The 21,224-nt window shown below is 74.2% G+C and carries 21 protein-coding genes and 3 pseudogenes; 10 read left to right on the forward strand and 14 right to left on the reverse strand.

Going from position 1 to position 21,224, the window contains the following annotated elements:
* Both ACWDBE_RS36365 and kdpC read left to right on the forward strand, forming a co-directional pair.
* A pseudogene (locus ACWDBE_RS36365) lies at window positions 1–339 on the forward strand (potassium-transporting ATPase subunit B); the annotation flags it as partial.
* 49 nt (window positions 340–388) lie between these two features.
* On the forward strand, window positions 389–1,012 hold the full coding sequence (gene kdpC, locus ACWDBE_RS36370; RefSeq protein ID WP_449810086.1) for a K(+)-transporting ATPase subunit C: 624 nt from the start codon (window positions 389–391) through the stop codon (window positions 1,010–1,012).
* 183 nt (window positions 1,013–1,195) lie between these two features.
* Here the strand turns inward: kdpC and ACWDBE_RS36375 are convergent, their stop codons facing one another.
* From ACWDBE_RS36375 to ACWDBE_RS36405, 7 genes and pseudogenes are all read right to left on the reverse strand, one after another.
* Window positions 1,196–1,432: a DUF6296 family protein gene (locus tag ACWDBE_RS36375; protein WP_449810087.1), complete on the reverse strand. Its 237-nt coding sequence runs from the start codon at window positions 1,430–1,432 to the stop codon at window positions 1,196–1,198.
* Window positions 1,433–1,732: 300 nt separating this feature from the next.
* Window positions 1,733–2,167 carry an Hsp20/alpha crystallin family protein gene (locus ACWDBE_RS36380; protein ID WP_449810088.1) on the reverse strand — a complete coding sequence of 145 codons (435 nt, stop codon included), beginning with the start codon at window positions 2,165–2,167 and terminating at the stop codon, window positions 1,733–1,735.
* Window positions 2,168–2,785: 618 nt separating this feature from the next.
* The gene (locus ACWDBE_RS36385; RefSeq protein ID WP_449810089.1) at window positions 2,786–3,697 is read right to left on the reverse strand and encodes a glycosyltransferase family 2 protein; all 912 of its coding nucleotides are present in this window, start codon (window positions 3,695–3,697) and stop codon (window positions 2,786–2,788) included.
* On the reverse strand, window positions 3,694–4,584 hold the full coding sequence (locus tag ACWDBE_RS36390) for a glycosyltransferase family 2 protein (RefSeq protein ID WP_449810090.1): 891 nt from the start codon (window positions 4,582–4,584) through the stop codon (window positions 3,694–3,696). Before ACWDBE_RS36390 ends, ACWDBE_RS36385 begins: the two co-directional genes overlap by 4 nt.
* Before the next feature lie 68 nt (window positions 4,585–4,652).
* Window positions 4,653–5,090: pseudogene (locus tag ACWDBE_RS36395) on the reverse strand (glycosyltransferase family 1 protein); the annotation flags it as partial.
* 120 nt (window positions 5,091–5,210) lie between these two features.
* Entirely contained in the window at window positions 5,211–6,296 is a 1,086-nt protein-coding gene (locus ACWDBE_RS36400) for a glycosyltransferase family 2 protein (RefSeq protein WP_449810091.1), read from the reverse strand.
* Window positions 6,293–6,511: pseudogene (locus ACWDBE_RS36405) on the reverse strand (carbamoyltransferase C-terminal domain-containing protein); the annotation flags it as partial. The gene ACWDBE_RS36400 and the pseudogene ACWDBE_RS36405, both read right to left, overlap by 4 nt.
* A 386-nt stretch (window positions 6,512–6,897) precedes the next feature.
* On the opposite strand from ACWDBE_RS36405, the gene ACWDBE_RS36410 reads away from it, so the two are divergent.
* Window positions 6,898–7,035, forward strand: a complete 138-nt coding sequence (locus tag ACWDBE_RS36410) for a hypothetical protein (protein ID WP_449810092.1) — start codon at window positions 6,898–6,900, stop codon at window positions 7,033–7,035.
* Window positions 7,036–7,126: 91 nt separating this feature from the next.
* Window positions 7,127–7,321, forward strand: a complete 195-nt coding sequence (locus ACWDBE_RS36415; protein ID WP_449810093.1) for a DUF2795 domain-containing protein — start codon at window positions 7,127–7,129, stop codon at window positions 7,319–7,321.
* Window positions 7,322–7,518: 197 nt separating this feature from the next.
* Here ACWDBE_RS36415 and ACWDBE_RS36420 read toward each other — a convergent pair whose 3' ends face one another.
* From ACWDBE_RS36420 to ACWDBE_RS36430, 3 genes are all read right to left on the reverse strand, one after another.
* Window positions 7,519–9,279: a glycoside hydrolase family 15 protein gene (locus tag ACWDBE_RS36420; protein ID WP_449810094.1), complete on the reverse strand. Its 1,761-nt coding sequence runs from the start codon at window positions 9,277–9,279 to the stop codon at window positions 7,519–7,521.
* Window positions 9,280–9,435: 156 nt separating this feature from the next.
* The gene (locus tag ACWDBE_RS36425) at window positions 9,436–9,978 is read right to left on the reverse strand and encodes a DUF1360 domain-containing protein (RefSeq protein ID WP_449810095.1); all 543 of its coding nucleotides are present in this window, start codon (window positions 9,976–9,978) and stop codon (window positions 9,436–9,438) included.
* Window positions 9,979–10,006: 28 nt separating this feature from the next.
* Window positions 10,007–10,300, reverse strand: coding sequence for a hypothetical protein (locus tag ACWDBE_RS36430; protein WP_449810096.1), 294 nt, complete (start codon window positions 10,298–10,300; stop codon window positions 10,007–10,009).
* Window positions 10,301–10,904: 604 nt separating this feature from the next.
* Here ACWDBE_RS36430 and ACWDBE_RS36435 point away from each other — a divergent pair.
* From ACWDBE_RS36435 to ACWDBE_RS36445, 3 genes are all read left to right on the forward strand, one after another.
* Window positions 10,905–11,405: a hypothetical protein gene (locus tag ACWDBE_RS36435; protein ID WP_449810097.1), complete on the forward strand. Its 501-nt coding sequence runs from the start codon at window positions 10,905–10,907 to the stop codon at window positions 11,403–11,405.
* A gap of 4 nt (window positions 11,406–11,409) precedes the next feature.
* The gene (locus ACWDBE_RS36440) at window positions 11,410–12,435 is read left to right on the forward strand and encodes a COG1470 family protein (protein ID WP_449810098.1); all 1,026 of its coding nucleotides are present in this window, start codon (window positions 11,410–11,412) and stop codon (window positions 12,433–12,435) included.
* Between the two features lie 352 nt (window positions 12,436–12,787).
* Complete coding sequence (locus ACWDBE_RS36445; RefSeq protein WP_449810099.1) at window positions 12,788–13,504, forward strand: hypothetical protein; 717 nt, start codon at window positions 12,788–12,790, stop codon at window positions 13,502–13,504.
* Window positions 13,505–13,631: 127 nt separating this feature from the next.
* Here the strand turns inward: ACWDBE_RS36445 and ACWDBE_RS36450 are convergent, their stop codons facing one another.
* On the reverse strand, window positions 13,632–14,921 hold the full coding sequence (locus tag ACWDBE_RS36450; protein ID WP_449810100.1) for a hypothetical protein: 1,290 nt from the start codon (window positions 14,919–14,921) through the stop codon (window positions 13,632–13,634).
* The gene (locus ACWDBE_RS36455; protein WP_449810101.1) at window positions 14,918–15,106 is read right to left on the reverse strand and encodes a hypothetical protein; all 189 of its coding nucleotides are present in this window, start codon (window positions 15,104–15,106) and stop codon (window positions 14,918–14,920) included. The genes ACWDBE_RS36450 and ACWDBE_RS36455 overlap by 4 nt, the downstream gene beginning before the upstream one ends.
* A gap of 367 nt (window positions 15,107–15,473) precedes the next feature.
* On the opposite strand from ACWDBE_RS36455, the gene ACWDBE_RS36460 reads away from it, so the two are divergent.
* From ACWDBE_RS36460 to ACWDBE_RS36470, 3 genes are all read left to right on the forward strand, one after another.
* Window positions 15,474–17,153 (forward strand): SpoIIE family protein phosphatase, encoded by a 1,680-nt coding sequence (locus ACWDBE_RS36460; RefSeq protein ID WP_449810103.1) that lies wholly within the window; start codon window positions 15,474–15,476, stop codon window positions 17,151–17,153.
* A 403-nt stretch (window positions 17,154–17,556) separates the two neighbouring features.
* Entirely contained in the window at window positions 17,557–18,498 is a 942-nt protein-coding gene (locus ACWDBE_RS36465; RefSeq protein ID WP_449810104.1) for a TIGR01777 family oxidoreductase, read from the forward strand.
* A 124-nt stretch (window positions 18,499–18,622) separates the two neighbouring features.
* Entirely contained in the window at window positions 18,623–19,507 is an 885-nt protein-coding gene (locus ACWDBE_RS36470) for a hypothetical protein (RefSeq protein WP_449810105.1), read from the forward strand.
* 82 nt (window positions 19,508–19,589) lie between these two features.
* Here ACWDBE_RS36470 and ACWDBE_RS36475 read toward each other — a convergent pair whose 3' ends face one another.
* Together ACWDBE_RS36475 and ACWDBE_RS36480 are read right to left on the reverse strand one after the other, a co-directional pair.
* Window positions 19,590–20,630: an SDR family oxidoreductase gene (locus ACWDBE_RS36475; RefSeq protein ID WP_449810106.1), complete on the reverse strand. Its 1,041-nt coding sequence runs from the start codon at window positions 20,628–20,630 to the stop codon at window positions 19,590–19,592.
* The gene (locus ACWDBE_RS36480) at window positions 20,627–21,223 is read right to left on the reverse strand and encodes a DUF6328 family protein (RefSeq protein ID WP_449810107.1); all 597 of its coding nucleotides are present in this window, start codon (window positions 21,221–21,223) and stop codon (window positions 20,627–20,629) included. The genes ACWDBE_RS36475 and ACWDBE_RS36480 overlap by 4 nt, the downstream gene beginning before the upstream one ends.
* Window position 21,224 lies beyond the last annotated feature (1 nt).

Below are 21,224 nucleotides of genomic sequence, written 5' to 3' on the forward strand. Positions count from 1 at the left end.
CTGATCACCCGCGGCGCGCTGACCACCTTCTCGATCGCCAACGACGTGGCCAAGTACTTCGCGATCATCCCCGCGATGTTCGCCGGGGTCTACCCCGGCCTGAGCCACCTCAACATCATGGGCCTGCACAGCCCCCAGTCCGCGATCACCTCGGCGATCGTCTTCAACGCCCTGATCATCATCGGCCTGATCCCGCTCGCCCTGCGCGGCGTGCGCTACCGGCCCTCCTCGGCCTCCGCCCTGCTGCGCCGCAACCTCGCCCTCTACGGCGCGGGCGGTCTGGTCCTGCCGTTCGTCGGCATCAAACTCATCGACCTGGTCACCCAGTTCCTCTACTAGCCGTGCCCGTCGGACACGGTCCGACGGGCGGCCGTGAAGGAGAGTTCCCATGAGGACGTGGCTCCGGCTCCACGCGACGGCCCTGCGCCTGCTGCTGGTCTTCACCGTGCTCTGCGGTCTGGCGTACCCGCTGCTGCTGACGGGGTTCGCCCAGCTCGCCCTCTCCCACCAGGCCAACGGCTCGAAGGTCCGGCTGAACGGGCAGGCGGTCGGCTCCGCCCTGCTCGGCCAGGCCTTCGACCTGCCGAAGCGGAACCCGAACGACCCGAAGGAGCAGCCGCAACCGGACCCCAGGTGGTTCCAGCCCCGCCCGTCGGCGGCGGGCACCGGCTACGACCCGAGCGCCTCGGGCGCCTCCAACCTCGGCCCGAACAGCGGCGTCCTGCTGAAGGCCGTCGAGGACCGCCGCGCCGCTGTCGCCGCGTTCGACGGCGTCGACCCGGAGCTGGTCCCGCCGGACGCGGTCACGGCCAGTGGGTCGGGCCTCGACCCCCACATCTCCCCGGCCTACGCCGAGGAGCAGGTCAACCGTGTCGCCCGGGCCCGCGGCCTGGCACCGGAACTGGTCCGCCGGCTGGTGGACGAGCACCGGCAGGACCGCACCTTGGTCTTCCTGGGGCAGCAGCGGGTGAACGTCGTCACCCTCAACCTCGCCCTCGCCCGGATCGATTGACCGGCGGGCCCCGAAGCGAGGCCATGCGGTGGGCCATCGGACCACATCCGGCCCGCCGACCGGGTTCGGCCCCGCCCGCGGCCGGTGCAAGGTGTACCTGGGCGCCGCGCCAGGCGCCGGCAAGACCTTCCGTCCGGCTGCTGGAGGAGGGACGGCGGCGCTGACGGCGCTGTTCCGGCAGGTTCAGGGCATCGGGACGGCGTGCAAGCAGGGGTGGTGGCCGACGTATTCCGCGGGCGCGGACAGCACGGTCGCTACCTCGTCTTCGATCCGCAGCCGCCACTGACCCGCGGCGTCCGTCCAGACGTGGCCTCCTCCCGGAGCGACATCGTTGCTCAGGTGCACCAGGAGCACCAGGGGGCGGCCGTGCGCGCCGACCGGTCCGGGCAGGGTCACCGCGTAGCGCTGGTGAACGGGCATGGCCACCGCCTCCTCGCCTGCGCGGGCGCCCGAACACCGCCCACGGCCCTCGGAGAGGTGCCCGGCCGTCCAGGCGCGGGCCGCGCGCCCGTTGATCACGCTCACCTCACCGGGCAGCCAGACCTGTTCGCGCCCGCACACCTCGCACGGGGGAGGCGGGGCTACGGACGCACACCGGCGCTTCTGGCCGCCCATATCCCCACCGTACGCCGCGACCGGGTCCGGTCCCGGAGGAGAAGGTCCCGTGCCGACCCTCGGGGGGAGTTCAGGAGCGGCACGGGACGGTCCGGGTGCTGTCGATCAGGTCTGGATCTCCTTGCGTTCCCCGCTGTGGCCGATGGCGATCTTGCGGGGCTTGGCCTTCTGGGCGACCGGGATCTTGAGCGTCAGCACGCCGGCGTCGTAGTCGGCGGTGATCCCTTCGGGGTCGAGGGTGTCGGAGAGCATGACCTGCCGGGAGAACACGCCGAGGGGGCGCTCCGTGAGCTCCCATTTCACGCTCTCGCCCTCGTGGCGGGGGCGGCGCTCGGCCTTGACGGTCAGCATGTTCCGCTCGACGTCGATGTCGATCGCCTCCGGGTCCACCCCGGGCAGGTCGAAGCAGATCACGTACTCGTCGCCGGCGCGGTAGGCGTCCAGCGGCATCGGGGTCGGCCGCGACCAGGTGCCGGTCGTGTTGAGGAACTGCTGGGTCAGCCGGTCCAGTTCGCGGAACGGGTCAGTGCGCATCAGCATCGCGGAACACCTCCACGGATCGATGGGTGCCAGTGCGCTTCACCTGATATTTGTTGTAGCACGTCGTCCACCCAATGACAAGTGGCGCCTGTCGTCCATAGGATGACGCCGTGGGTGAGAAGCTCCTGGCCCGCATGCGGCCCCTCCTCGAAGCCGCCCACCCAGACCCTCGGGGCATGGCCTCGCGTACGGCGGGTCCTGCTCACTGGCTGGTTCAGCTTTAGGAACTGGCCGACTCGCTCGGCGCCTGGCTGCGCGGGCTGGACGGGGCCCGGATCGAGCTCGACACCCGGCTGTCGAGCGAGGACTGGCGCCTGCCCGCGACCCCGGCCCAGCTCCGCGCGCAACTGAGCCGGCTCGACGTCGTCCTCATCACCCGGCTGCACGGCCTCGTCCTGACTCTGGAGGCGGGGGTTCCGGCTCTGGCGGTCGACCCTCCGGTCGCAGGACCCGGCTGTGCTCCGCGGGCGGAGGCGGGTGCCGTGTGGGATCGACGCCCGGGGCACGCTGGACGGCGCAGGCTGGGAGGCCGCCGGCCGGAGCCACCGCGCCGCCTCGGGGCGCCGCGGACCTGACCGGCGGACGCTCCGCGGCCGGGCGCCCGTCTGCCGGCCGGTCTCAGCCGACGTAGCGCCGTGCCCGCGAGGCGCGCTGCGGGCCCTCCAACAGTCGCAGCCCGTGCTCGACCCGGTCCGGCAGCAGACGGCGCTCGCGGAGCACCCAGGGCAGTCCGGCGGCGGCGTCGGCGAAGGCGCGGACCGAGACGGCGTCCCGCGGCACGGTGCACGCCAGTCGCGCGGTGCGCAGCAGCGCCCGCCCGGCCGGTCGCCGTAACCAGCTGAACCACAGCGTGTTGCGGATGCCGTGGCGCCGCCGCAGGGTTGCGTCCCGGGCCGCGGAGGGGCGGTGGTGGACGGTCAGCTCGTCCGCGTACACCAGCCACCAGCCGGCCGCGGCGAGATCGGCGGCCAGCAGCTCCTCCTCGCCGCCGAGCCACAGGCGTGGCGAGAAGCCGCCCGCCGCCCGGAAGGCGGTGGCCCGGACCACCGTCGCGCCGGCCAGGAACGAGGCGAGCACCGGCCGGTGCAGGCCGGGCGGCCCGGGAACCGGCGAGTCGCGCAGTTCCGCCACGATCGGGTCCTCGACCAGGGGCCGGCCCGGGAGGTCCACGACGATCCGCGCGGTCACCGTGGCGACCGACGGACGGGCGTCGAGCAGGTCCGCGGCCCGACCCAGCGCCCCCGGTTCCCACCAGGTGTCGTCGTCGCAGAACGCCAGGTACCGCCAGTCGGCTGTGCGGGCGGCGAGGTTGCGGCCGCAGGCCCCGAGGTTGCGGCCCGGCTGGAGCAGCCGCACCCCGGGGAACCGGTCGAGCACGGCCCCGGCGGTGCCGTCCGCCGAGCCGTTGTCGACCACGACCACCGGCGGCCGCTCCGGGAGCGCGGACAGCCGGGCCAGCGTGTGCAGCACCTCGTCGCGGCGGTTGTGGGTGATCACCACGACGCCGATCCGGGCGGCGGGCGCCGTCACCGGTCCGGCTCCGTTCGGGTCGTCCCGCCGCCCAGGAGCAGGAGGGCCTCCTCCAGCTCCGGCGGCAGCGCCCGGCGCTGCAGCGCGGCCGCCGGCAGCCGGGGCAGGGCCGACAGCAGCGCGCTGGCCGCTTGGCGGTCACCCCCGGCTGCCCTGACCAGCGCATGGGTCTCCCTGATCACATGCGGCCAAGGCCGGCGCAACCAGCAGGTCAGCAGGTCGTTGCGGCGCACCCGGGCGTTCCGGCCCGGGCGGGGGTCGTCGCCGGGCTCGTGGTGAGCCACCACCTGCGGGCAGTGTGCGACGCCCCAGCCGGCCGCGGTCAGGTCCAAGGCCAGCAGCGTCTCCTCACCGCCGAAGTGGAGTAGCCGGTGGAACCCGCCGACGCCCAGGAACGCACGTCGACGCACCACGCTGGCGCAGGCGAGGAACCCGAGGACCGAAGGGCCCGGCAGGTCGGCCCCGGTGCCGAGCGGGGAGGCGGCCAGCAACCGGTCGATCGGATCGCGCTGCGCGGACGGGCCCACCTCGGTGGCCGCCGCGAGCAGGCCCAGCCGCGGATGGCGGTCGAAGAGGGACTCCGCGGCGGCCAGCGCCCCGGGGCGCCACCAGGAGTCGTCGTCGCTGAACGCGACGTAGGGGGTGTCGAGCCGGGCCACGCCGAGGTTGCGCGCCACCGCGCCCAGGTTGTGGCGCAGCCGCCCGACGGTGATCCCGGGGTGCCGCCCGCGCACGGCCGCGGCCGTGCCGTCCCGGGAGGCGTTGTCCAGGACGACGATCCTCGGCCGCTCGGGCAGGGCGGTGAGCCGGTCGAGGGTGTGGAGCAGGCGGTCGCGGCGGTCACGGGTGATGATGACCAGGCCGACCCGGCTCCCCGCCGCCGTCACGGCTCGCCCCGCCCGGCCGCGGTGGACGTCCGCTCCGGCAGGTGCCGCAGCGCCTCCAGTACCGAGCCGTGGCCCGGGGCCGCGATCCCGTGTTCGATCACCGGGGTCGGGGTCCGTCCGCGGTCCCGGAAGAGCCGGTCGGACCCGGTGACGTGGACGAGCGTCAGGTCGTCCCGGTCGGCCACCGGGTGCCGGGTGTCCGGCACGTCCCCGGGCGGGCAGTTGTGTTCGAGGTACACCGCAGGCATGTCGCGGCCCGGACGGCGCCCGGTCCAGCGTGCGGCCGGCTCCTCCTCGTGCGGACGCTGCGGCACCACCGGGTCGATCGGTGCCTCGCGGAACCGCTCGGGTGGCAGCTCCACGCCGGACGCCGGCCAGTCGACGGTTCGGGCGCGGCCGAGGCCGTCCGGCCCGCGGTCGGCGGTGGCGGGTACCAGGTACGTGTGCGGCCCCTGCACGAATGCGGTGGTCCACGAGCCGTGCACGTGCCAGAGCAGGATGTTCACGGTGTCACCTTCTCCTCGGTGCCGCGGGACCGGTCCTGCACGCTGCCGGAACGGGCCCGCGGCCGGGCCGACGGTGCGCCGGCGGATTGCGGGGGCCGGCCGTCAAGGCCGCCCGGAAGGTCATCCGGTGCTATCGGGGGCGGTGGAGCGCGGGGCGAGCGGTACGGGCGGAGGGTCCGGCAGCGGGCCGCAGGGCGTCGCGCGGGCGCCGCCGGCGGCACTGGTCCAGGCCGGCACGTGTCGGTGGCGCAGTGAGCCGCGGGCCCAGTGCCAGACGGCGGCGGGCGGGATCAGCGCGCTGGTGGCGAGCATCGCGCGGACCTCGGCGCCGGTGCGCGGGCCGGGCGCGATGCGGGCGGTGGCGAACTCCGCGGTGCCCAGCAGCCAGGCGGCGGCGAGCAGGCCGGCGGCCTTGGGACGCCGGGCGAGTCCGGCGGTGACCGCGGCGGCCGCCGCCGCGGTCACCGCCAGGTGCCGGGGCAGCCGGCCGCGGGCGGCCTCGGCCCGCTGCCACCAGTCGCGGCCGTGCAGACGGGTCATCAGCACGTCGTCGGCGTTGCCGGCCTGGAGGCGCAGTGAGACCCAAGGGTCGGCGGGTCGCACCGGATGGGTGGTGGTCCGCTGCCCGGTGGTGAGCCGCCAGCCCCGGTCGAGCAGCCGGAGCGCGAGGTCCGCGTCCTCCCGGAACGCCCGGCGGAACCGCTCGTCGAACCCACCGACCTCGGCCAGCGCCGCCCGGCGGAGGGCCATGTCGGCGGTGATCCAGCGGGCGGTGGCCAGGCCCGCGGTGGTGCGCTCCCAGTCCGTCGGTCGTCGGCCGGCCGGGGCGGGGACCACGATCCGCCCCTGCACGCCGGCCGTCCGCGGATCCGCCGCGCAGAGGTCGGCGACCAGGTCGGAGGCCCAGGTCGGACCGGGCACGGTGTCGTCGTCCAGGAACGCGATCCACGGCTCCGGGGCGTTGCGCCACCCCGCGTTGCGCGCGGCGGCCGGGCCGTTGCCGCAGCCCGGCACGACGGCCAGCCGGTCCCGGAGGGCGGCGGGCACCTCGACCGGCAGCGGCCGGCAGTCGCTCAGCGGGCGGTCGTCCACCAGCACGACGCGGGCCGGCAGCGGTCCCGCGCCGGCGGCCAGCGCGGCCAGGCAGGTGGTCAGGGACGGACGCCCCAGGGTCGGGACGACCACCGCGTAGTCGATCCGGTTCACCGCCGCGCCCCCTTGCCGCCCGCCGCGAACAACGCCTCGCGCCGGACCGCGGAGGGCCCCGGAGCCAGGAGGTCCACGGGTGAGGACCCGAAGCACTCCGGCGCGTCCCGGATGTCGTCGGCCATCGGGCGGCCCGCCGTGTCGAGGCTGGTGTCGACCACCACCGGCAGGCCGGTCAGCAGCTCGGACTCCTCCGGCTCCCGGGCGGAGGAAGGTAGCGGCCGCTTGCCGCGCTTGCGGCGGCTGAACCGCTCTTCCCCGGCCGCCGCGCCGGTGGTGCCGTCGACGAGAAGGGCGGCGGCGGGGTCGTGGAAGACGGCGTCGATGCCGAGGACACGCATGGTTCCACGCCTTTGCTCGGGAGACCGGGTCTCTGTGCGCTGCCGGTCGGATGACAGCTGCGGCCTCTGCCAGAGCTTCACGGCTCCCCTGGGGAACCGCGACCCGGGCGGGCGCCGAAGCTGTCACCGACCGTTCCGGCCGGGGTCTCCCGGCCGGCGCGACGGCACCAGCCGCTGCCGCGGGCGGCGGGCCGATGGCTCACGCCGGCGGTGTTGCGGCGCCGCTCGGAACGGCGGCGCCGACGGATACGACCGTTCGAGTGCGGCCGAGACGGAGGGAGCCGGAATGGGTCAGGGGCGCCCGGGGCGCGCTGGCCTCCGCCGGGCTGGTCACGGCCGCGGTGGTGGCCGCCGCGGTGCTGGTCCTGCTCCTGCGCCGACCCGCCCGGGCCCCGTAGCTCGCCCGCGCCCCGGCACAGTGCATGGAACGCCGCTTTTCGGGCACACGGATGCGTCGGAAGGAAGGCACCGACCGTCCTGGAGGCTCCCATGACCGAGATCAGCCCCGTCGAACTGCAGAAGGCGCTCAAGGGCGCCCACTACCCTTCCAGCCGTGACGAGCTGGTGCGCTGCGCCCAGGACAACGGCGCGGAGCAGATGATCATGGATGAGCTGGAGCACCTGCCGTCCGGCGAGTTCGACAACCCCAGCGACGTCCAGAAGGCCGTGTTCCCGACCGGCTGACCCGGCGGGACCCGAGACGACGAACCCGTGCCGCCACCCCACCGGGTGGCGGCACGGACGGTGCCCGTCTGCCCCGCGGCCTCGATGCGAAGCCGCACGGCCCCGGTGCCGAAGCCGCCCTCACCCGCCCGACCACCCCCGTGCCCCGGCCACCGCGATGGCGTGGCCGTGGGGATCGGCGGACTCCGGGTGGACGCTCAGGCGTGGGGCGTCAGGCGGGCGGCGGTCTCGATCATGAGGGCGTGGACGAAGGACTGGGGGAGGTTGCCGCGCAGCTGGCGCTGGGCGACGTCGAACTCCTCCGCGTACAGGCCCGGCGGTCCGCAGGCGGCGCGGTTGCGTTCGAACCAGCGCAGCGCCTCCTTCTCGTTGCCCTGCTGGTGGTGGGCGAGGGCGACGAGGAACCCGCACAGCAGAAACGCTCCCTCCGCGTCCCGAAGGGGCCGGCTGTCGTGCCGGAAGCGGTAGCAGTAGTGGTCCTCGCACAAGTCGGCCAGGACGGCGTCCAGAGTGGCGCGGGTGCGGGGGTCGTCGGCCGGGATCGCGCCGCGGAGCGCGGGCAGGAGCAGGGCGGCGTCCACGCCCGTCCTGGACGGCGAGCGCTGCCAGCGACCGGTGGGGTGCAGGCAGTCGCGGTCGGCCTCGGCGACGATCCGGTCGGCCAGCGCCTCCCAGTTCGCAGCCCGGCCGCTGCCGGACGCGGGCTCGACGCCGGCGAGGGCGCGCAGTCCGGCCGTGCAGGTCAGCCGGCTGTGGGTCCAGCGGTCGGAGTCCAGTTCCCAGATCCCGGCGTCCTGCTCCCGGTGGCGGGTGGCGATGGCGTCGGCGGCCACCTGCGCGGCGCGCCGGCCGTCGGTGTCGAGCCGGTCCCGGCGGGCGGCAGCCGCGAGCAACAGCAGGCTCTCGCCGAAGCCGTCGAGCTGGAACTGGCGGTTGACCCGATTGCCGACGACGTCGAACCCGCCGGGGTAGCCGGGCAGGTCCAGGGTGCGCGGGTCCGGGACGGGACCGCCGGTGACGGTGTAGGCGGGCGCGAGGCGCGGGCCGTGTTCGAGGAGGCGGGCGGTGACGAAGCGCACCGAGTCGTCCAGCAGGTCGTCGGCGCCAGCGGCGGCCGCGGCCTGGCCGACGTAGGCCTGGTCGCGGATCCACACGTACCGGTAGTCGTAGTTGCGGCCCTGCTCCGCCCGCTCCGGCAGGCTCGTGGTCGCCGCGGCCACGGTCCCGCCGGCCGGCCCGGTCAGGCCGCGCAGCACCGCGTACGCGTGCCGCGTGTCCCGCCCGCCCAGCGCCCCGGTCAGGTCGGGGACGTCCTTCGTCCAGGCACCCTTGGTCGCCCGCCACAGCCGCGCGGGCTCCTGCGGTTCCTCCAGCGGCCGTTCGCAGATCTCCAGGACGAGGTCGTGCCGCTCGCCGGGCTCCAGGTGCAGCCGGGCCGTGAGGCGGGGGCACGGCCGGGAGTCCTCGCTCTTCGCGTCCGGCAGCCCGGTCAGCCGCAGGTGCAGGCCTGCGGCGCGTGCTGTCCAGTACCCGTCCTCGTCGCGTCGGACCTTCCGCAGCCGGTGCTCGCCGAAGCCGGCCGCCACCTGGAGGCTCACCGTCACCTCGGCCGGGCCGTCCACGGCGGTGATCTGGCGCAGCAGGACGGCGCGGTCCGTGCGGCCGGGGTAGGCGAGGGCCTCGCGGCACTCCACGATCCCGCCGGTGGTGACCCAGCGGCTGCGCCAGATCAGGGTGCCGGCCTCGTAGTAGCCGCCCCACACGAAGCTGCCGGTGGGGGTGACGCTGAACCAGCCGGGGCCGCCGATGAGGGCGGCGAGGACGGCGTCGCTGTCCCACCGGGGCGCGCACATCCACACGATGTCACCGCGCGGGCCCACCAGGGCGCCGCGGTGGCCGTCGGCGAGCAGGGCGTAGTCGCGTAGCGCGTGCGGGTCCGGTGCGCTGTTCTTGGGCACTCGGGTCTTTCCCTCCGGTCCGGGGTGGGGGCGGTGGCGCGCGGGCCTAGGGTCGCGCCGCCGCACTCGCGGTGGCGTGGCTCTCGAGCATGCGCGTCGGTGGGGAGGTCGAGGACCACACGTGCAGGCCCTCGCCGGTCGGGGGCGTCGAGGTGCTCACGACTCGCCGGCCGCGCGCTGGAGGGCCGTGCGGGCGAACTGCAGGAAGTCGGCTGCGGCCAGCGCGGACAGGGTGGCGGTGGTCAGGCGCGTGGCCTTGGGCGCGAAGAGGGTTCCGGCGGTGATGCCGGTGGCGATCCACAGGCCGGTGCAGAAGGGGCAGCTGAGCAGTTCGCCGATCGCCTTGCGGGCGCCGGTGCCGCGTACCGCCTCTTCCAGTTCAGCCGGCCCCGAGGTGCCCTCGAAGTGGGTGAACGGTACCCGAAGGGGGCTGGTGACCGGGTCCTTGGCGATCAGGCGGCCCAGCTGATGGGTCGCCAGGGCGTTCAACGCGACGTCCCACGGGCGCGGAGCGGGCAGGTCGCGGCCGGTGGCCCGGGCCGTGAGGGACAGACCCGCGACGGTGGCGGCGTAGGCGCCCATCAGGCCGGCGTAGGCGGCCAGCGGCCGGTCGGCATCCCCGGCGTAGGCGCCGGTTTCGCGGTGCATTCGATCGTGCAGCGAGGCCCAGGGGGCATGGGGTGGCTTCGGCGACTTCACGGCGTCCTCCTCAGACGGTGGCGAGCGGTCAGCAGGCCCTTGCGGCAACGGCTGTCAGGGCGCCAGCGATGGTGGCGGTCAGGAGCCGTCCGGCCGCAGGGTGGGTCTGCGGGCGGGCGACGGCCTTCTCGGGGCGGTCGGCGGGCACCGGGTCGTCGAGTGCGAGGGCTTCGGCCAGGTGCACGGTCCGGCGGCCGGTGTCGGCCTGGTCGAGCTCCTGCACGTCGGCCGGAATGACCAGCGCGGTCACCGTGCGCCGGGTGGTGGCCACCCGCACGGCCCGGTCCAGCACGTTCGGCAGCTGCTCGGGGACGGTGACCAAGGTAGTCGGCAACCTTCATCGTCTGCTCTCCTGGTCCGCGCTGCGTTCGTCGCCTGCTCGGCCAACCGCCGGCGGCGGGCCGAAACCCCCTTCGCTCGTCGACTGCCGGAGGGACCGGTGGGTTCCCGGGCCGTGGCGGCAGTATCGCGAAGGCCCGCGCGTGGGGCGGGCAGGCGTGCCCGAAGGCGCACGACCAGTAACCTGCCCGGGGCACGCGGTGGCCCGGGCCCGGCCGGGAGTGAGTTCCGCGGGAACGCCGAACCTCACGCGACGGAGCCGGTCGGCACGTCCACCGCCGCGATCGGTGACCAGGCGGTCGGCGCCGTCCGCCACTCAGATCGTCGGGGGCCGCGATGGCGCCGGGGTGGGACGCGGCGTCGCGCAGGCTGAGACAGCGCGGGACGCGCAGGCCCCATTCGATGGATCGTGAGGGTGGCGGCGAGACGGGCTGGGCTTCGATCCGGCTGAAATGCGGTCATTCGTGTGGCGGAGCGTGGCGCGCGTCGGCTTGCGTGAACAGGGCCGCGCCCGATTCCCTGACGCGACGTCTGCCAGTGTCCGCTCGCGGGCAGCTACTTCGGGAGCTAGTGTGCTTGCACGAATCATGTCCATCGCGGCCGCAGCCGTGACTCTCGTCGCGGTCCAGCCGGGCCTCGCCGTCGCGGCGGCCGACCCCAGCACGACAGTCACGTTCACCGTCACGTCCGGCGCTTTGACGCTGTCGGTGCCGGCCAGCGCCAACCTCGGCTCGGGAGCGCCCGGCACCGTCGTCAGCGCGCCGATCGGGCCCTGTACCGTCAGCGACGATCGCGCCCTCGCCTCGGCCTCCTGGACGGTGACCGCGGCGGAGACGGACTTCACGAACGGTGCGTCGACGCTACCCGCCACCGACGCCACCTACACGGTCGGGGCGGTGACGACGACCGGTACCATCACCGTCACTCCGACGAACGTGACGCTGAGCAACACCGCGCAGACGGTGCTCACCGGGACCAGCGGTGTCGGAGACAACACCGCGTCCTGGAACCCGACGATCTCCGTCAACGTGCCCGCCAGCGCCGTCTCCGGGACCTACACCGGAACGCTGACCCAGTCCGTTGCCTGATGGAATGAAGGGGGCGCGCCGGTGCGGGGTTCTGCTGCTGGCGCTGGCCCTCGTACAGGCGGCCGGGGTGGTGCCGGCAGCGGGGCGTGCGGCTCCCGGGTTGTCCTCCCCCCGGGATCCGGCAGCGGGGAAGACCATCGGCATCAAGCTGCTCGACGCTCCGGAAAGCCGCCGCGCGGATCCCAGGGCGCACGCCTACATCGTCGACCACGTCGCGCCCGGCTCGACCATCGAGCGGCGGGTGGAGGTCACCAACGAGTCGTCCACGCCGATGCACGTCAACGTCTACGCCGCGGCGGCCACCATCGCGAAGGGTGAGTTCACCTTCGCGCCGGAGCGCACCCCCAACGAGCTGACCGGCTGGACGTCACTCGACACGGCGGACCTCGAGCTGGCGGCCTCCGAAACGGTGCGGGTGCGCACCACCATCCGGGTGCCCGGGGACGCCGCCGCCGGGGAGCGGTACGGCGTCATCTGGGCGCAGACGGACACCCCCACGGACCGCTCGCACAATGTGACGTTCCAGGGCCGGGTGGGCGTCCGCATGTACATCGACGTCGGTCCCGGTGGTGAGCCACCCTCGGACTTCGAGATCGAGTGGCTCCGTCCGGCCCGAGCCCGCGACGGGCGGGGGGAGGTTCACGCCCGGATCCACAACACGGGGGGCCGCGCCCTGGACATCGGCGGGGCACTCTCCGTCTTCGACGGCTCGGGCGGACTGCGCGCCGGACCGTTCCCGGCCAGGACGGGCACCACCCTGGCTCCGGGTGACGCTGCGGAGGTGGTCGTCCCGTTGGACGCACAGCTGCCGGACAGCCCCTCGACCGTGGAACTCACGCTCAGGAGCGGCCTGGTCGAGCACACCACGCGCGCCACCGTCACCTTCCCGACGACTCCCGGTAGCACGGGAGCAGTCGTTGCGTCGGCCGCCCAGCAAGTGCCCTTCCCCTCCTCTGTGGTCGCCGGGCTTTCGGCCCTCGTCGCCGCCCTGTGCCTTCTGCTCTTCAAGTTCCTCCGGCGCCGCCGGTGACCACGTCGACCGAGCCCCGCCCCCGCACCCGGCTGATCCGCTCCGTGGGTGACGCATGAGGGCCGTCATGGAGCGCGCCACCGCTCCTTTCGCGCCGGCATCATCCTCGCCGGCGCTCTGCGGCGCACCACGGGCCCACCCGCTGTGTTCGTCGGGTTGTCCGTCGGGTCTCGTGTGCTCGCCGCGATCACCACCGTGTTGTGTTCGCGAGCCCACTCACCGAAGTACAGAGTGAGATTCAGATCACGAACAGTAACGGCTTGTTGTCGTCGGTTTGGAAGCGGAGATGTCGGTGTTCAGGCATGGGAGAGGGCGGGCTGAAACAAGCCGCGGCCCGGGAGGTACGGGCGGCATGTTTCGACGGTGGCTGAGGGTACGGGTCCGCAAGACGGGGGCGGTCATGATGGCCGGGACGGCCGTCCTGGCGATCGTCCTGGCCACAGTCTGGACCGCCACGGTCCAGCGCGCCTCCGTCGCCCAGGTCGACGGCCGCGCGGTGCCGGTGATCGACACCGCCGCCACCGGCCTCACCGAATCCAGTGGCAGCGCCACCACTGACCCCGGCGGCACCGACATCGCCGCCGCCACCGGCAGTACCGGCCTCACGTTCACGGTACTCGGCCCCTCCCTGACCATCGCCAAGAGTCACGCGGACGCCTTCGTCCGGGGCGAGGACGGCGTCTACACCATCACTGTGGGTAACGCCGCAGCGGCCGGCCCGACCGATGGCACCACGGTCACCGTCCACGACACCCTCCCCGCAGGTCTTCGGGCCGACCGGATCACCGGGAAGGGATGGCACTGCGTTCTGGCCACCCTCACCTGTACCCGCAGCGACGTCCTGCCTGCCGGGCACGACTACCCGCCGATCACGCTGAAGGTCGACGTCTCCTGCGACGCCCCTGCGCAGGTCACCAACACGGCTACCGTCACCGGAGGCGGTGACACCACCATCCACACCGCCAACGACACCACCGCGATCAAGCACCACGGGCACCACGGGCACGACGGGCACGACGGCGACGGGCACGACGGGGGTCATGACCACTGCGATCGCCACGACCCTTGAACTCAGCCCGGGTTGGCGTAGCGGAAGGCGTGCCGGTCCTCCGCCTCCCCGTCCTCGAACGTTCCGGGGCACACGGTGCCGGCCGGCGGCGCAGCAGTGTGCACCGGCACGTTCCACCGCTCGCCGCTCACCCGAGGGCCTGACGTGCCAGCGAGAGGACGGCCTGGTCCAAGTCCGGTTCCCCGGGTAGCGGCGTCACCTCGGTGTCGCAGAACACGACCGGGATGCCGCGCCGCTGGGCGTGTTCCGCGACCACGTCGACGGCGGCGGCCTTCAGCTCCACCAGGTACAGGTCCGCCTCCGTGTCCGCGAGTTCTGCCCGCAGGCGCCTGCGGTCCGCCAGGGCGCTCGTGGCGTGGACGACCCGGGCCTCGTGCCTGGTCCGCAGGTGGTCGACCATCCCGGGCAGGACGTGCGGCGCGGCGGTGGTGAAGAACGCCACGCGATGCCCGGCCACGTCCGAGACCGGTCGCGGGCGCAGCGCGGTGGCGATCAGCGGTACGTCCCGGATCCGGTGGATGGCGGTGCGTACGGCGCTGGTGTCGAGGTGGGGGTCGGGCAGGGTGAGGACGACCAGGTCGGAGACGAGGATCCGGTAGGCGCCGAGGTAGCCGAGGACGCGGTCGGGATCCTGGTCGGCGCCGACGACCAGGATCCGTCGGCGTACGTCGACCGGGGGCAGGATGGTGCCGCTGCCCTCGAAAATGACGAGGTCGGGTGCGAGTTTCGCGGCCAGTTCGGCCGCCGCTTCGACGTTGGAGGCGAACGGGGTGGCGGCGAAACCGCCGCCGCAGCGCCGGGCCCCCACCGTGGGGACGTGGGCGAGGACCGCGTCCTCGATGTAGTCGGAGGCGGCATGGTGGCCGGTGCGGGACCGGGCGAGCAGGTCGGCGAGGCCCGGTTCGGCGGTGACCACCTCGGGATCCGCGGGGCCGCCGCGGCCCATGGCGACGACCACCACGTTCCACCGCCCGGCCAGCAGGCGCGCGACGTGCCCGCTGACGGCGGTCTTGCCGATCCGTTTGCCGGTGCCGGCGATGCCGAGGGACGGCAGCGCGAACGGCGCGAGCCGCGGGGGCTCGAAGCAGAAGTCCGCCCCGACGTACGGGACGCCGCAGGCCATCGCGCGCGCCGCGTACGCCATCCGCTCCGGGCCGCCGACCACCGGCTCGTCCGACAGGTCGAGGACCAGGTCGGCCCCGCACGCGGACACCGCCTGCGTCAGGCTCCCGGTCATCAGCGGCACGCCGAAGTCCGGCGCCTGCCGCAGCTTCTCCGTCCCGCCGGCGAGCAGGGCACCCACCATCCGGCACGGCAACATCCGCAGGGTCTCCCGGACCACGTCGGGGTAGTGCTCCCCGTCGACCAGGGCGAGCACGCGCCGTCCCGTCAGCGGCACGGGCGGTCTGCCGGTCACCGCCCGGCTCCGTACCGGACGCGGTAGGCCGTGATCACCTTCGCGATCACCGGAGACCTGTGCGCCTGGTCGAGCTGCGCCGCGGTCGCGCCGAGGATCGTGTCGCTCGTCTCGGTGGCCGGCCGGGACCGGATCTCCTCGTCCCGGACGTCGTCGGTGAACAGCAGAAGCCGGTTTTGCTGCATTTCCCTACTCCCGTCGTCAGGAATCCGGGAAGAGGTGCGGATACCTGGTGGTGTGACGGCTCGGGCGAAGCTCGGCGCATCTACGGAAGCGTCGCGCCGCGCACCCTGCTTCACCATCTGCGCGCGGAGAGGGACTCGACCATGCGGGATAGCCCGTTCGGGGAGAGGGCGGGCATCAAGAAGGTCGAGGCGCACGTACGCGGCCTGACCGTCGTCGGCGTCATCAACCCGCACTTCCAGCCGATTTCCCGGCCGACCGCCTCGAACCGGCCGGCCGTACCGGCGCCTGGATCGGTCGTGCGGCAACCGCGTGATCTACTGGTGTCACCTTCCATCCTCTCCATCCGATGGGCGAAGGGCGCGTCTCATGCGAGGGCAGGAACCGAGGCAGACCGAGCCGTCGGGCGCGGCGCCCGAGGTCGGCGACCTCGGCGGGTACGTGGTCGAGGACAGCGGACGGATCGTCGCGGTCAACGACCGTGCCCTCGGGCTGCTGCGGATGGACCGCGCGGACGTGGTCGGTCGCGACCACCACGAGCTGCTGCACCGCCAGCCGGACGGCAGCACGCTCCCGCGGGCGCAGTGCCCGCTCATGGACGCCATCCTGTCCCGCGCCGCGTGCAGTGGCGCGAGCGTGTGGTTCGTGTGCGGTGACGGTGCGCTGGTGCCGGTGCGGTGGACCGCCACCCCCTACCGGACGGCCGGCGGTCCGGCGACCCTGGTGCTGTTCCATCTCCGCCCGGCCGACACGGCCTCCGACGAGCCCGGGCAGCTGTCCGAACTCGAGCGGCTCGCCCTGCTCGCCGAGACCACCACCTCGTTGACGTCGACGATGAACGAGGAGGAGATGGTCGACCGGCTGGCAGACCTGGTGCTGCCGCGCCTGGCCGACTGGATGGTGATCGACCTCATCGACGACACCGGCGACATCTGGCGCACCCGTGTGGTCGAGCACCGGGACGGCCGCCCGGCCCGGCACCCGGAGCTGGAAGGGCCGATACCCGCGGTGTCACCGCAGTCCCCGATGCCGCTGTCACGCGCCCTGCGCGGCACCGCCGCCTCCCTGGCCGGCCCGCAGGTCTACCAGGGCCGACCCGACTCCGGAATCGCCGTCGTCCAGCACGAACTGTTCGCCGCCACGGGCATGCGCTCGGCAGCCGTCGCCCCCGTCCGCGGTGCCAAGGAGGTCCTCGGCGCGCTCACGCTGGGACGCGGCGACGGCCGGGTGCGGTTCGCCACCCGCGACCTCTCGCTGCTGGAGGACATCACCCGCCGGGCCGGTGTGGCGATCTCCAACTCACGCCTGTACCAACGCCAGCGACGGGTCGCCGAGACCATGCAGCGCCACCTGCTGCCCCACCTCCCCGACCTGCCCGGAGTCGAACTGCACGCCAGCTACCTGTCCGCGCCGGACGCCTCCCAGGTCGGCGGCGACTGGTACGACGTCTTCACCCTTCCCGGCGACGCCACTGTCCTGGTCATCGGCGACGTCGTGGGCCACGACCTGGAGGCCGCCGCGGGCATGGCCCAGCTGCGCAACATGCTCCGCGCCCTCGCCTGGTCCCACCAGGGGCCGCCCAGCGGCGTGGTCGACCAGCTCGACCACGCCATGGGCCGCGTCACCGACCGGCTGATGGCCACCCTCGTCCTGGGGCGCCTGACTCCGCACCCGGAGGGCGGTTGGATCTGGACCTGGACCAACGCGGGCCACCCCCCGCCCCTGGTCGTCACCCACGACGGCCGCGCCGACTTCCTCCGGGCGCCGCACAGCCTGCTCCTGGGCACCGGTACCACGGCCACCCGCGGCAACGCCTCCGTCCGGCTACCGCCCGGCTCCACCCTCCTGCTCTACACCGACGGCCTCATCGAGTCCCGGGCCCACGGCATCGACCCCGGCCTCGACCGGCTCCGCCGCCACGCCGCGGCGCTCGCCCACCACCGGCTCGAACCGTTCTGCGAACGGCTCCTCGAACGCGTCCGGCCCTCGGACAACGACGACGACGTCGCCGTCCTGGCCCTGCGCGTTCCCCGCCGTGACAACCGCTGATGGGGCGTCCCGGGCCGGTGCCCGGGTTTCCGCCCACACCGTCGCCGCCGTCGGGTGGTGACCTCTCGCGGCTTCTTCCCGAACGACGAGCTGTGCAGCCGCCGTTCATCCTGCGCCGACTCCTGGCCGGCGGCCGCCCGGCCACGCGCGTCGTCCTGGTGCTGCCGGGTGTCGTCGTTGATTCCCGTCACTGAAGCCCCCGCTGATCGACAGTCTGATTCCGGCTTGATGTATCGAGCCGATACATCGCGACGGTAGGTACCGGAGTGCTTCGGCACAAGGTCCACCTCTGCTGACCGACGATCACGGTCGACATTCGGAGGGGATCGGGGCGTAGAATTGAACGCGTTCAGAACGCTGGGCTACGCTGGGTTCCGAGGAACCGAGGCAAGAGGGGGAACCCATGAAGGTCGTCATTCCCGGTGGATCCGGTGAGCTCGGGACGCTGCTCGACCGGCGCCTGACCGCCGCCGGGCACCAGGTCGTCGTGCTCAGCCGCAGGCCCGCCGGACCCCGGCAGGTCGGCTGGGACGGACGGACCCTCGGCGCCTGGGCGGCCGAGATCGACGGCGCCGACGTCGTGCTCAACCTCGCCGGGCGCAGCGTCAACTGCCGCTACACCGAGGCGAACCGGCAGGAGATGATGGACTCCCGGGTGCAGTCGACCCGGATCGTCGGCGAGGCCGTCGCAGCCGCCCGCCGCCCGCCCTCGTGCTGGCTCCAGATGAGCACCGCCACCGTCTACGCCCACCGCCACGACGCCCCCAACGACGAGCGGGACGGCCTGATCGGCGGCAGCGAGCCCGACGCCCCGGCCGCCTGGCGGTACAGCATCGACGTCGCCCGGGCCTGGGAGCGCACCCTGGCCGAGGCCGACACCCCGCACACCCGCCGGGTCGCGCTGCGCACCGCCGCCGTCCTCGGCCCCGAGCGCGGCGGCTCGCTCGACGCGCTCTCCTGGCTGGCCCGGCTCGGCGTCGGCGGGCCGGTCGCGGGTGGCGCCCAGTACGTCTCCTGGCTCCACGAGCGGGACTTCGCCCGCGCCGTCGAGTTCCTGATCGCCCGCGAGGACCTCACCGGTCCGGTCAACCTCGCCGCCCCGAACCCGCTGCCCCAGCGCGAGTTCATGCGCGAGCTGCGCACCGCCTGGGGCATGCCGTTGGCCCTGCCCGCCACCCGCTGGATGGCCGAACTGGGGGCCTTCGCGCTGCGCTCCGACACCGAGCTGCTGCTGAAGAGCCGCCGCGTCGTCCCGACCCGCCTGCTCGACGCGGGCTTCGCCTTCGACCACCCGAGCTGGCCGGAGGCCGCCCGCGACCTCGTCCGGCGGCTGCGCGGGCGGTAGGGCGCTCGGCGGCCGCCGTGTGGCGGGTTCGTCACGGGGCCGTCACAGCTCCCCGTCGGCGCTTGCCCGGGCCCGGTGATCCCCGGGACCGTGGAGGCACACGCACGGTCGATCAGGGGGCGGGATGCGAACGGTACGGCTGTCGTTCATGCGGCAGTGGGGAGGCAACATCGGGATCGGCTGCGTCCTGGCGGTGGCGACGATGCTCGCGTTCGGCCTGTCCGGTGCCACCGGCGCCGGGACGGCCACCCTGATCGGCGTGCTGATCGGTGGCGCGGCGGCCGTCGGGGTGCCGCACACCTTCCGGCTACGGGAGGACGAGCAGGGCCTCACCCTGGTCCGGCTGCTGGTCGCGCGCCGCTACGCCTGGTCGGAGATCAGCGGCCTGGCCATGGAGTTCGGCGAGGAGATCGAGACCAGCGGCCACCACGTGACCCTGCGCCTGCGCCTGGTGGATCCGCCGGGCCGGTTCTGGGGCCCGCAGCTCGGCCGGATCGACGTCACCGAGGACGACCGGCCACGCGGCGTCGAACCGCGCGCCCTGGCCGAGCTGTTCGCGGTCTTCGGCCGGCACGGAGTGCCCGTCGACCAGCCGGAGTTCGCGAACGCCGTGCTCCACGCCTACGGCCTGCCGCCGCTGCCGCCCGAGCCGGTGCGGCAGGTGCCGGACGGGCCGGTGCCCACGGCGGGGGAGGCGTACGCACACGCCCCGGACATCGCGGAGGAGGAGAAGGACCTGGCCGCCCACCGGAGCACCGTCAAGAGCCCGCCCCGCAAGCGTCGCGAGTACCTGCTGCGCGCCGCCGCCCTGGCCGACCGCATCGCCCTGGCGGGTGGCGACGCCGAGCCGCACCAGGTGGTGCGGGCGCGGATAGCGGCCGGGGAGCTGACCGAACACAACCGCGTCACCGCCGACGGCGACGGCGCGCGCGAGTACGTCCGCCAGCAGTACCTGGACTGGCGCCGGACCACCGCCGAGCCGCGGCGGGGCGGGGGGACGGCTCGCTGACGGGCCGGGTGCTCCGGGCGGCCCGTCGGACCACCCGCGCGCCGACGCCCGGCACCCCTTGAAGGTCAGCACGGCTCGAAGGTCAGCCCGGCTCCGGCGGCCCGGACCGTGCCCCGCGTGCGAGCCCCCTCGCCGCCGCACCGAGCAGTACGGCGCCGCCGACGGCGAGCAGGCCGTGGTGCTGGGAGGCCCACAGCTGGGTGCTGCGCTCGTGGGCCTCGTCGTCGAAGCGGCCGTGGGCGCCGTGGTCGTCGGAAGTGTCCGACGGTGTCCAGAGGTTGGCGAGGCCGTCGGCCTGCCGGGGGCCGTCCTCCTGCTGGGCGTCGATGCCGGTGCGCGCGAGGTAGCGGTCGAGCAGGCCGGGGGCGAGCGCGTTGGCGACCAGGGTGCCGACGGTGCTGCCGCCCACCCAGTACTCCCGCCGCCCGGGGTGGTCGGCGGCGAACCGCACGGCGCGGGCGGCGAGTTCGGGCTGGTACACGGGTGCGACGGGGCGGGCGCGGCCGCGCAGCCGGTTGAGCACCCAGTCGAACTGCGGGGTGTTGACGGCGGGCATCTGGACCATCGTCACCCGTACCGCCGTTCCGCTGGCGAGCAGTTCGCAGCGCAGGGCCTCGTGCCAGCCCTGGATGGCGTGCTTGGCGCCGCTGTAGGCGGTCTGCAGGGGGATGCCCCGGTAGGCGATCGCCGAGCCGACCTGCACGATCGTGCCGTGGTCGCGCGGCAGCATCCGGCGCAGCGCGGCGCGGGTGGCGTTGACGTACCCGAGGTAGGTGACGTCGGTGACCCGGCGGAACTCGGCCGGGCTGATCTCGGTGAAGGGCGCGAAGACCGAGGCGAAGGCGTCGTTGACCCAGACGTCGATCGGCCCGAACTCGGCCTCGGCACGGGCGGCGACGGCCTCGCAGGCCTGCGGGTCGGCCACGTCGGCCAGCACGGTGCGCACCGGCGAGCCGGCGGCCTGGGCCTCGGCCGAGGCGGCGCGCAGTCCGGCCAGGCCCCGGGCGACCAGCACCAGCCGGTCGCCCCCGGTGGCGAAGGCGCGGACGCAGGCCCGGCCGATCCCGGCGGTCGCGCCGGTGATGACGACGGTGCGGGGTTCGGAGCGGCTGAGGATCCTCATGGTGGGCGTCTGGCCGAACCGTCCCCGCCGAAACCCGACGGACGGGAGCCGGGGTCGGGATCGTCCTCCGGCGGCCCGGTGCACCGGTCGTCGTGCCGGTGCAGGTGCCGGATGGGGATCAGCAGCCAGCAGCAGACGAACCAGAACATGACCGCCGCGGTGATCCAGCCCGCCACCGCCGATCCGGTGGCCGTCCGCAGCAGGAGCAGCAGGGCGGAGCCGATGGTCAGCGCGAGCAGCAGCAGGCCGACGTCCACCAGCCTGGCCGCGGCGTTCACCAGCTCGGGTTTCAGCCGGTGGCCGGCGAAGATCCGGTGGTAGGCCACCGGGGCCGCCAGCGAGCCGGTCGCCAGTGCCCCGAGGACGACGGTGACCACGTACAGTCCCCGGTCGAAGCCGCCGAGCTGGGCGAAGCGCGGCATGAAGACGACGCTCAGCAGGAACCCGAACAACACTTGGGAGCCGGTCTGGGCGACCCGCACCTCCTGGAGCAGGTCGGTCCAGCGCCGGTCCGCCCGTTCGTCGGGGGTCTCCCGCCGTCCCGTCCGGTGACGGGCCGGGCGGGTCTCGCGGTCGGTGCCCGGTGCCGTCACG

It is taken from the genome of Kitasatospora sp. NPDC001132, assembly GCF_053598415.1.

What these genes read in the sequence shown, in the direction of transcription:
- kdpC (WP_449810086.1), top strand. Translation starts at nt 389, where the DNA reads ATGAGGACGTGGCTCCGGCTCCACGCGACGGCCCTGCGCCTGCTGCTG.
- ACWDBE_RS36375 (WP_449810087.1), bottom strand. Translation starts at nt 1,432, where the DNA reads ATGCCCGTTCACCAGCGCTACGCGGTGACCCTGCCCGGACCGGTCGGC.
- ACWDBE_RS36380 (WP_449810088.1), bottom strand. Translation starts at nt 2,167, where the DNA reads ATGCTGATGCGCACTGACCCGTTCCGCGAACTGGACCGGCTGACCCAG.
- ACWDBE_RS36415 (WP_449810093.1), top strand. Translation starts at nt 7,127, where the DNA reads ATGACCGAGATCAGCCCCGTCGAACTGCAGAAGGCGCTCAAGGGCGCC.
- ACWDBE_RS36435 (WP_449810097.1), top strand. Translation starts at nt 10,905, where the DNA reads ATGTCCATCGCGGCCGCAGCCGTGACTCTCGTCGCGGTCCAGCCGGGC.
- ACWDBE_RS36440 (WP_449810098.1), top strand. Translation starts at nt 11,410, where the DNA reads ATGAAGGGGGCGCGCCGGTGCGGGGTTCTGCTGCTGGCGCTGGCCCTC.
- ACWDBE_RS36445 (WP_449810099.1), top strand. Translation starts at nt 12,788, where the DNA reads ATGTTTCGACGGTGGCTGAGGGTACGGGTCCGCAAGACGGGGGCGGTC.
- ACWDBE_RS36455 (WP_449810101.1), bottom strand. Translation starts at nt 15,106, where the DNA reads ATGCAGCAAAACCGGCTTCTGCTGTTCACCGACGACGTCCGGGACGAG.
- ACWDBE_RS36460 (WP_449810103.1), top strand. Translation starts at nt 15,474, where the DNA reads ATGCGAGGGCAGGAACCGAGGCAGACCGAGCCGTCGGGCGCGGCGCCC.
- ACWDBE_RS36465 (WP_449810104.1), top strand. Translation starts at nt 17,557, where the DNA reads ATGAAGGTCGTCATTCCCGGTGGATCCGGTGAGCTCGGGACGCTGCTC.
- ACWDBE_RS36470 (WP_449810105.1), top strand. Translation starts at nt 18,623, where the DNA reads ATGCGAACGGTACGGCTGTCGTTCATGCGGCAGTGGGGAGGCAACATC.
- ACWDBE_RS36475 (WP_449810106.1), bottom strand. Translation starts at nt 20,630, where the DNA reads ATGAGGATCCTCAGCCGCTCCGAACCCCGCACCGTCGTCATCACCGGC.